This window comes from Bacteroidota bacterium (assembly GCA_030017895.1).
In the GTDB taxonomy this organism is placed as follows: domain Bacteria; phylum Bacteroidota; class Ignavibacteria; order UBA10030; family BY39; genus JASEGV01.
Map to the genome: position 1 here is coordinate 1,296 of JASEGV010000088.1, position 9,301 is coordinate 10,596.

Consider the following 9,301-nt stretch of genomic DNA (forward strand, 5'->3'; position numbering starts at 1 on the left):
GTTTGAATCGGATTCCGCTATAAGCGGAAAATTGTCCCGCTCCTTCTCAGCTTGCACAAAGTTGGGAGCGGGATCTCCGTTCGTCCGTCAGAGGACGGACTCACTCCGAAAACTTGCCCTGAACGAAGTGAAGGGTCTGATGTTCTGCGGAACGAAGTGAAGCAGTCCCGCTACATACAGATATTGTTTGACTTTAAAATTCTTTTTTCTCATATTTCAACAGGAACTAAATGAAAGGTGATTACAATGTTAAACACAGAATCTCATCATACAAAACAGATTATTAATCTCAAGAAAATCCTCGTTCCAATCGATTTTTCTGATTTTTCAAAGAATGCTCTTAAATACGCAGTTCCGTTTGCGAAGCAGTTCGGTGCCGAAATAATACTCGTTTATGTTGTTGAACCGACCATTTATCCGGCAGATTTCAGTTTTGGTCAAGTAGGGTTTCCGAGTATGGAAGCAGAAATTTATAAACGTGGGAAAACAGAGTTAGATAAACTTGCCGAGAAAGAAATTCAGGGAATCGTTCAGGCACGCACCCGAGTCGAAACAGGTAAACCGTTTGTAGAAATTAACAGGGTAGCAAAAGAGGAAGAAGTAGATTTAATAATCATTGCAACGCACGGACATACCGGAGTTGAACACATTATTTTTGGCAGCACTGCTGAAAAGGTTGTTCGAAAAGCTCCATGTCCGGTTTTAAGTATTCGAACACCCGAACACGAATTCGTTACCGAAGTATAATTACTTTATTCTTTCTACAACGAAAGAGAGAAATTTTTCCAACGATTCTTTACTGGGTGATTCGGGGAAAGCTTTTATTTTCGAGAAAGCTATTTCAGCGTATTGTTTTGCTTTTTCTTCCGAGTAAGTAATTCCGTTATAGCTCTCAACAAATTCTAAAATTGTCTCGAGGTCTTTCCGTTTTACACCCTTCTTTATTAATCGCAAGACCGCTGCTGACTGTTTACGAGGGGCATTTTCGATTGCATGTATCAGAGGTAAAGTTAATTTCTTTTCAATCAAATCTTTTCCGGTAGGTTTGCCTGTTATGCTCTTCTTTCCTATAAAGTCTAACAAATCATCGCGTATTTGAAATGCGAATCCTAAATTTTCACCAAACTCACGAAGTAGCTTCCGTTGCTCAATACCTACTTCGTTGCTCACCGCTCCAATTTCAGTGCAGGTTGATAAGAGTGATGCGGTTTTACCTGAAATTATTTTCAAATAAGTTTTCTCATCCATATCGAGCTGACGGCTTTTTACAATTTGTAAAATTTCAGCTTCGCTCATCTTTCTAACAGATTGTGAAATTATTTTTAAAAACTCATGGTCGCGATTGTCGAGCGATAAAAGTAATCCCTTTGCTAAAAGATAATCGCCCACCAAAACAGCGATTTTATTTTTCCAAACAGCATTGATGGAAGCAAATCCCCGGCGAGTATCGGCATCGTCCACGACGTCGTCGTGAATTAAAGTTGCAGTGTGAAGTATTTCAACCAATGCCGCGCCCCGGTAAGTGCTCTCGTAAATTTTACCGCACATTTTTGCAGTATGTAAAACAAGAAATGGTCTGATTTGTTTCCCCTTTTGCCTGACGATGTAGCGTGTAATTAAATCTACATAGCTGATATCCGAGCGTATCGCCTCGCGAAATTGTTTATTAAAAATTTTTAAATCTTCTTCAATCGGCTTGGAGAGTGATTTTATATCCATAAAAAATTTTATTTAGTTTCTAAATTAATTTTGGGCTTGCTTGCAATTTTTGCAATCCATATACTTATTTCATAAAGAATCAATAAAGGGATAGCAAGCAAGATTTGACTAATAGGATCAGTGCCCGGTGTTAAAATTGCAGCGAGAATCAAAATTATTATTATTGCGTGCCGGCGGTAGCGGCGCATAAACGTGGGAGTTAGTATGCCCAATTTTGCCAGGAACCAGGAAATCATCGGCAATTCGAAAACGACCCCGGCGCCTAACATCATACTCACAACAAAACTCATGTATTCAGTAATTGCAATATTGTTTTCGATTTGCGGCGATCCAAAACCTGCAAAAAACTTTAAAGCTACAGGCAACATAAGAAAATAGGCGAAAGCCACTCCGGCTAAAAAACAAAATGTTGAGAATGCAACTATCCGCGAAATATATCTTCGTTCTTTGGGAAGAAGTCCTGGTGCAATAAATTTCCAAAATTGGTAAAACAGATTTGGTAAACTGATGATGAGCCCGCCTATGATACCGATTTCCATATACAAAAGAATTTGTCCGAACGGTTTCAAGTTTTGCAAAATAATTTGAGGACCGCCTGGGTTTTGTGCATTTACATTTTTTACAGGGGTTAGTAAAATTCCATCGACAAGCCAATCGATAAACGTCCAGCATATTATTGCGCCCAAAACAATTCCGATGAAAACTTTTATTATCCGCCATCGGAGTTCCTCAAGATGATCGAGGAAAGTCATTTCGTTTCCGGGGTGAGTCGTTCCGGTGTTTTGATTATTTACCACTGCTTAATTCCGGGTAGAGAGGAAACCTGCTGCAAAGTTTTTCTACTTCCTGTTCAACCTCGCCATAAATTTTTTGGTTACCGATGTTAGTAAGAACCTTGTTAATCAATTCGGCGATGATTTCCATTTCGGGTTCTTTCATATTTCTGGTTGTAACTGCGGGTGTTCCAATTCGAATACCGCTTGTTATCAAGGGACTCTTATCATCAAATGGGACTGCGTTTTTATTTACAGTAATGCCCGACCGGTCCAGTGCTTCCTGTGCGTCTTTGCCTGTAAGATTTTTATTCCTTAAATCTACAAGCATTAAATGATTATCGGTACCGTTCGATATTATGTAATATCCCATACTGATAAGTTTGTTTGCGAGTGCCTGTGCATTTTTAATAACTTGCTTTGCATAAGTATCAAATTCAGGTTGCAAGTTTTCTAGGAAGCCAACAGCTTTTGCAGCAATTACGTGCATCAGCGGACCGCCTTGAATACCGGGGATCACCATCGAGTCGATTAACTCCGACATCATTTTGATTCTCCCCGATTTCGGAGCTACCGCCCCAAAAGGGTTTTCATAATCTTTGCCAATTAAAATTAATCCGCCGCGAGGTCCACGCAAAGTTTTATGTGTCGTCGATGTTACAACATGGCAATGGGGGAGTGGGTCGTTCAAAAGTTTTTTTGCAATCAATCCGGCAGGATGTGCAATGTCGGCAAATAAAAAGGCGCCGACCTTATCTGCAATTTCACGGAATGCTTTGTAATCTATGTTGCGTGAGTAGGCGCTCGCACCCACGGTTATCATTTTCGGTTTTTCACGAAGAACAATTGTCTCAACTTCATTATAGTCTATAAATCCTGTATCCTTGTTGACTCCATAAGCCGAGAATTTGTAGAGTTGTCCCGAAAAATTTACAGGCGAACCGTGTGTTAGATGTCCGCCGTGCGAAAGGTTCATACCTACAACTTTGTCGCCCGGTTTTAAGAAAGTAAAATATACTGCCATATTTGCCTGTGAGCCGGAGTGTGGTTGAACATTGGCGTATTCAGCGCCGAATAATTGTTTCGCCCGGTTGCGTGCTAAATCTTCAGCAGCATCAACAAATTCGCATCCTCCATAATATCGCTTTCCTGGATATCCCTCGGCGTATTTGTTAGTCATTACCGAACCCATCGCTTCCATAACCGCTAAACTTACAAAGTTTTCGGAAGCGATCAGCTCCAATTTGGTATTCTGACGGTGAGTTTCGTTTTTAAGTGTTTTAAAAATTTCGGGGTCTTGTTGTAAAATATTTTTCATAGCGTTAACGTTAGTTATCAATTTAGGCGGGTGCTCGAGTCTCCCGTCTTCCGTCGGCTGACCGAAGACGGGAGGTATCGAGAGCACCCAAATTTAGTTTTCCTGCATCAACCCGTTGAATTCTCATTCCAGCTCACTTTCACATTTTCATAAGCTCAATGTGCGAGGCATTCGGACTTATTGGACAACCACACTCGAGCACCCGCCGAGTGAAAAATTTTGTTTCCTTTGTTAAAATCCAGTCAACCTGTGTATCTTCTCAATTCTACTTGCGTGGCGTCCACCTTCAAATTCAGTTTCTAAAAAAACTTTCACAATTTCTTTCGCTTTATCCAATGGCGTAATTCGCGCACCAAGACAAAGTACATTCGCATTGTTGTGCAGACGCGAATATTTTGCAGCTTCAACCGATTCGCAAACTGCGGCACGAACACCGGTTATCTTGTTTGCTGCAATCGACATTCCGATTCCGGTTCCGCATATCAAAATTCCTTGAGTGAATTCACCGGAAGATACTTTTTTGGCAAGTGTAATTGCATAGTCAGGATAATCCACAGACTCGGTGGAATTCGTTCCTAAATCTTCAGAATCGAATCTAATCTCTTTTAAAAATATTTTCAGTTTTTCCTTATACTCGTATCCAGCGTGGTCGCTTGCGATTGCGATATTCATCTGCTATTCCTCTACGGGTCTTAAAAACCAAAGTTCAGCGCCGTTAATTCCGAATGAAATCCGATAAATATTATCCTTTTGTAAACTGGTTGTTCCACGAGTAGAGTAATCGAAAGCAACTGCTAAACGGGTTTCACCAAAAATCGGAAAATCGATACCCGCTGTAAATCCAAGTTCGTTTATCTTTTGGTTCTGTACAAGATAATAGGTTTGGTTTTGAAAAAAGCCAAATCGCAAACCGACTCTGTCAAAATCCGAAACTTTTGTGCCCGACACTGGTAATAACTCAGCTCCTGCGCTAATACGCTGATTCTTTTTTAATGTACCGGACATATCGCGCAGCATTTCTGTTTTACTCCAATCCTGAGTATAGAAATCCGCCGCGAAATGGTAGCGACTGTTTGTTGTGTATGAAACTCCTAACCCTACTGCTAAAGGTATTTTAAAATTATTTTCTTCAAACAAAATCGAATCGCGCGTGATAATATTACCGCCGTCCTTGTAATTATAATATCTGTTAAGTTCGGCTGTAAGATTAGATGGAGTAGAAATCAAAAATCCAATATTAACATCATTTAACCCACTGTAAATAATGCCGGCTGTTCCATTTATGCCAAAAAGTTTTTGAACACGATGAAGATCGAAACTCGTCGCTTCGCCAGAAGCAAAAATTTGATTTATTTGGTGATTGATGTTCCCGAAGAGATAATTGAACTTTAAGCCGATATGAAGTTGAGGTATTGGCGAATATGAACCTCCGATATATGCAGCAGATAAACCACCTTCACCGATATAAGTTAAATCGTAATTGAAATTGTTGAAGCTCCCTTTTGTAACTATATTGTAATCAACTTTGCTGTAGGGAAGAAGTCCCGCTGCAATAACGATTCCGTTTGTATCGGAAACAGGGACTGCAAAATCGAAACCGTAATAATTTATTCCGCTGAGAAACGATTTCTGTTTTCCATCGTCAATTGAGATGCCCTGATAGAATAAATCTGCAGAAAATCGTGTTCGGTTAATTTGAGTCCAGCCGGCCGGATTTAATCTGTTTGAACTGAAAGGGCTTAAACTTGCAATTGCAGTTCCGCCCATCCCTCGTGTTGATGTGTTACCGTTATATTGCAAATCGCCAATGCCGTAACGTGAATAAGTAGAACCGCCGGTGCCGGCAATCAGTTGATTAAACGAGAGGAGGATAAAAAATAAATAAATAAAATTTTTCGTATTCATAAGTTTATGGTAAGTATGTGTATTGAATTGTCAGCTTTGGTCTTTTTGTTTCTACGGCATTAAAACCGAAGACTGCGAATCGTTCGAACTCGGTGAATTCATTGAATGTTCTTAATGCAACTCCGAAATTGCTTTTTCCGGCAGCCCATTTTTGCACAATCCTGCGAACGTCTATCACGATTGAATCGGCAGTTGGTTTGTTGGATGCCGTTAGTGAACCTAATCTTGGAATAGAATCTTGAGTTGTTATTTCATGAACGAGAAATTGTCTATCGGAAAATTGGCTGAACTTTGAAAGTGTAGTATCAATTTTAACGGTCAAAAATGCCTGAGTGATTGTGCTGCTTCGGGGAATAGAATCAACTTTAAAGTATAGCTTCCCTCTATTAATTAATCCGCCTTGAACATATAACAATTCAGAAGTTGATGCGGGGGGAGCGCCCGAAAAAACTGTTGCATCTTGTGAGGTTTTGAAAATAAGAGTTTTATCGGATGTGTCGGAAGTTTTCCGGTAAGTTACTATCAACTGCGGTCGTTTATCATCTAAATCACCTAAGTAGTATGAATGGAATCCGAAAATATTTTGCATATCAGGTTTCGGGATGAAAATAATTCCGTTATTCGTGGCCCCCTTAAGCCAATTCTGCACAATGCTTAATGGAATTTGAAATGTTACTGGCAGCGTGTCGCGTGTTCTAACCTCTTTTGAAATATCAGTGATAAAGGCTCCAACACCTTTAGCCTTCAAAGTATCGACTGTAAATGTATAGTCGGTCCACGAGTAATCCATTTTGTGAAATTTAAAATTAAGATTGCCAACCGTATCGGGTGTGGAGTAATTTTGAAACATTTTTATTTCGGCAGATAAAATCGAATCAGCGATACTTGTATCTATTATACCAATTCCAAACTGTAAAAGCATATTTGCTTCGGCTCCGACATATTTACCAAGCAGCAATGTGCTTGAATTATTACTCGCATTGATTCCGTAAAAGAACGAATAGGAGGCGTTCGTGTTGAACGCGTTAGTTTGTAGGTGATCTTGATCGGGAAGTAATTTTTCACCAATCGAAGAGGGATCGTCCGAACATCCGAATATTAAAAAGGAAGTAATTAACAATAACAGAAAATTTTTCATTTGAGTAGTTTTGTTTATGATTGAATTTTAGATTTTACAAATTGCATTGCATCGTATAAATTTTTTGCAATGTAATCTACATAAATATTTTGAGATTGAATTTCATCGATCTGATTTTTGCCATAGCCTGTTAAAACAAGAATTGATTTCGCTCCGACAGAGTGTGCGGCTTTTACATCAACAATTCTATCGCCGATAACGAAGGACTGTTTCAAATCGATACCGAACTCAGCCTCAGCTTGTTTCAGCATTCCTGTGTTCGGTTTGCGGCAGTCGCATTCTACACGATACTGCGCCTCGCCGTATTCGGGATGGTGCGGACAGAAATAAATCGCATCCAAATGTGCACCCTCTTTGCTCAATAACTCGACCAAGGAGTTGTGAACCGCAGCCAACTCGTCTCCTTTTATCAAACCGCGTGCAATGCCCGATTGATTAGTGATCACAAAAACTTTTAATCCTAACTTGTTTGCTTCCTTTATAGCTTCAGCCGAACCGGGAATCAAAATTACCTCGTCGGGGGACGAAATAAACTCAAGCTCTTCGTTTATTGTGCCGTCGCGGTCTAAAAATATTCCGATGTTGCTCATTATCAAAAAATTAGCTTCCGGGAATCAGGCTCGTGTATAATTGCATATATTTTTTCGCCGAAACTTTCCACGAAAAATCTTGCTTCATTCCGTTCTTCATAATTTGAAGCCAGCTTTTCTTGTCGCTGAAAACTTCCAAGGCAAAACGAATTGTTTTGCAAAGCTCGTTCTTGTCGTAATCAAAAAACTTGAATCCGGTTCCCGATTTGATTTCAGAATTATACTGCTCGATGCTGTCTTCCAATCCGCCGGTTGCACGAACTATTGGCACTGTTCCGTATTTCAAGCTGTACATCTGGTTAAGTCCGCAAGGTTCGTATCGCGATGGCATTAAATACATATCGCTGCCGGCTTCTATCATGTGTGCAAGTTCGTTACTGAATCCGATTGATAGACCGATTTTTTCGGGATTTCTTTCTTTAAGACGTTCTAAAAATAGTTGATATTTTTCATCGCCAGCACCCAAAAAAACTAATTGCAAATCGAGCCGCAGCAATTCATCCGAGGCAGCTTCAATTAAGTCAAGCCCTTTTTGATCGGCGAGGCGCGATATCATTCCGATAACAGGAATGTTTTCGTTGAACGACAATCCATATTTTTCAAGTAAAGATTTTTTATTTACCAACTTCTTGCCGATATTTCTGCCTGAATATTTTTGTGGAATAAAATCATCGTTCAAAGGACTCCAAACCGAATAATCGACACCGTTCAAAATCCCAAACAAATTCGATTTACGTTCTGCTAACACACCTTCGAGTCCGTAACCGAATACGACTGAGGAACATATCTCCTTCGCATAATTCTTGCTCACGGTCGTTATAGCATCTGAATAAATGATGCCGGCTTTCATCAAATTTATTTTGTCATAAAACTCTATCCCATCAATCTTGAAAACATCCCACGGTAAACCGGTTTTGGAAAATTCACTCTTTTCAAAAATTCCTTGATAAGCTAAATTGTGAATTGTGAAAACAGTTTTTGTATTTGCAAAGAATGAATCGTTATCATAAAGTGTTTTCAGATAGAGAGGTATTAAACCTGTTTGCCAATCGTTGGTATGGATAATATCCGGATGCCAGCCGATTATTTTTGTTGCTTCAAGAACTCCGCGCGAAAAGAAAATAAACCGTTCAAAATTATCTTCATAATCAAAATTATTCAGTGGATTAACATACAGACCGCCTCTGTCAAAATAATTTTCGTTGTGAATAAAATAGACGGGGAGCTGTTTTCCATTCACATTGAGAGAAGTAAGTTTAATTTTTCCTATAATTGTATTGCTGCCGATTTGAACTTCAAATTCGGAGTTCGGCAAGTCTTCAATATTATATTTAGCCGAGTCGATTGTGCTGTAATGTGGAAGAAAAATTCGTATATCGCCGCTCAGTTTTCTAATTTCTTTAGGGAGTGATCCGGATACATCGGCTAAACCTCCTGTTTTTGCAAACGGTTCAACCTCACTTGATGTAAAGAGTATATTAAGTTTATTAGGCATTTTCAGTCCGAAAATTTGTAAAATTGAATAAATTCAACATAAATTTGATTCCAAGTTACAAATTTTGAGGGAGAGAAACAAATGAATTGAAATCAGAATTCAACTGTTGTAAGCATTGCGGATTCAATTTTCAATCAATGATTTGCACCTGTTTTCCAACCTCACACTCTGTACATCTTTCTTCAGCGCAATAAAACTTATATAGCTGAACCGCACCCTGATACATTGGAGCCGTGTCGATTTTGAATCTGTCTCTGATCAACTCTGAATTTATTGTGCGTATTAAGGAACTTGTTTTCGATGACTTAAGGGCATCTCTAGAAACTCGCCGAATTTTGTAGAAAAAATATTTTACGTATATTT

General features: G+C 39.3%; 9 protein-coding genes. 1 reads left to right on the top strand and 8 read right to left on the bottom strand.

Going from position 1 to position 9,301, the window contains the following annotated elements; all coding sequences use genetic code 11:
- Positions 1-246 precede the first annotated feature (246 nt).
- Positions 247-747, top strand: a complete 501-nt coding sequence (locus QME58_12670) for a universal stress protein (GenBank protein MDI6804675.1) — start codon at positions 247-249, stop codon at positions 745-747.
- Here QME58_12670 and QME58_12675 read toward each other — a convergent pair whose 3' ends face one another.
- The 8 genes from QME58_12675 to glgA form a co-directional block, all read right to left on the bottom strand.
- Complete coding sequence (locus tag QME58_12675; protein ID MDI6804676.1) at positions 748-1,719, bottom strand: polyprenyl synthetase family protein; 972 nt, start codon at positions 1,717-1,719, stop codon at positions 748-750.
- Between the two features lie 8 nt (positions 1,720-1,727).
- The gene (tatC, locus tag QME58_12680; protein ID MDI6804677.1) at positions 1,728-2,516 is read right to left on the bottom strand and encodes a twin-arginine translocase subunit TatC; all 789 of its coding nucleotides are present in this window, start codon (positions 2,514-2,516) and stop codon (positions 1,728-1,730) included.
- Positions 2,506-3,810 carry a serine hydroxymethyltransferase gene (gene glyA, locus QME58_12685; protein ID MDI6804678.1) on the bottom strand — a complete coding sequence of 435 codons (1,305 nt, stop codon included), beginning with the start codon at positions 3,808-3,810 and terminating at the stop codon, positions 2,506-2,508. The genes tatC and glyA overlap by 11 nt, the downstream gene beginning before the upstream one ends.
- 231 nt (positions 3,811-4,041) lie before the next feature.
- On the bottom strand, positions 4,042-4,482 hold the full coding sequence (gene rpiB / locus QME58_12690; protein ID MDI6804679.1) for a ribose 5-phosphate isomerase B: 441 nt from the start codon (positions 4,480-4,482) through the stop codon (positions 4,042-4,044).
- 3 nt (positions 4,483-4,485) lie between these two features.
- Positions 4,486-5,715 carry a hypothetical protein gene (locus QME58_12695; GenBank protein MDI6804680.1) on the bottom strand — a complete coding sequence of 410 codons (1,230 nt, stop codon included), beginning with the start codon at positions 5,713-5,715 and terminating at the stop codon, positions 4,486-4,488.
- Between the two features lie 4 nt (positions 5,716-5,719).
- Positions 5,720-6,853 (bottom strand): DNRLRE domain-containing protein, encoded by a 1,134-nt coding sequence (locus QME58_12700; GenBank protein MDI6804681.1) that lies wholly within the window; start codon positions 6,851-6,853, stop codon positions 5,720-5,722.
- A 14-nt stretch (positions 6,854-6,867) separates the two neighbouring features.
- On the bottom strand, positions 6,868-7,443 hold the full coding sequence (gene gmhB / locus QME58_12705; protein ID MDI6804682.1) for a D-glycero-beta-D-manno-heptose 1,7-bisphosphate 7-phosphatase: 576 nt from the start codon (positions 7,441-7,443) through the stop codon (positions 6,868-6,870).
- Between the two features lie 10 nt (positions 7,444-7,453).
- Positions 7,454-8,938 carry a glycogen synthase GlgA gene (gene glgA / locus QME58_12710; protein ID MDI6804683.1) on the bottom strand — a complete coding sequence of 495 codons (1,485 nt, stop codon included), beginning with the start codon at positions 8,936-8,938 and terminating at the stop codon, positions 7,454-7,456.
- Positions 8,939-9,301 lie beyond the last annotated feature (363 nt).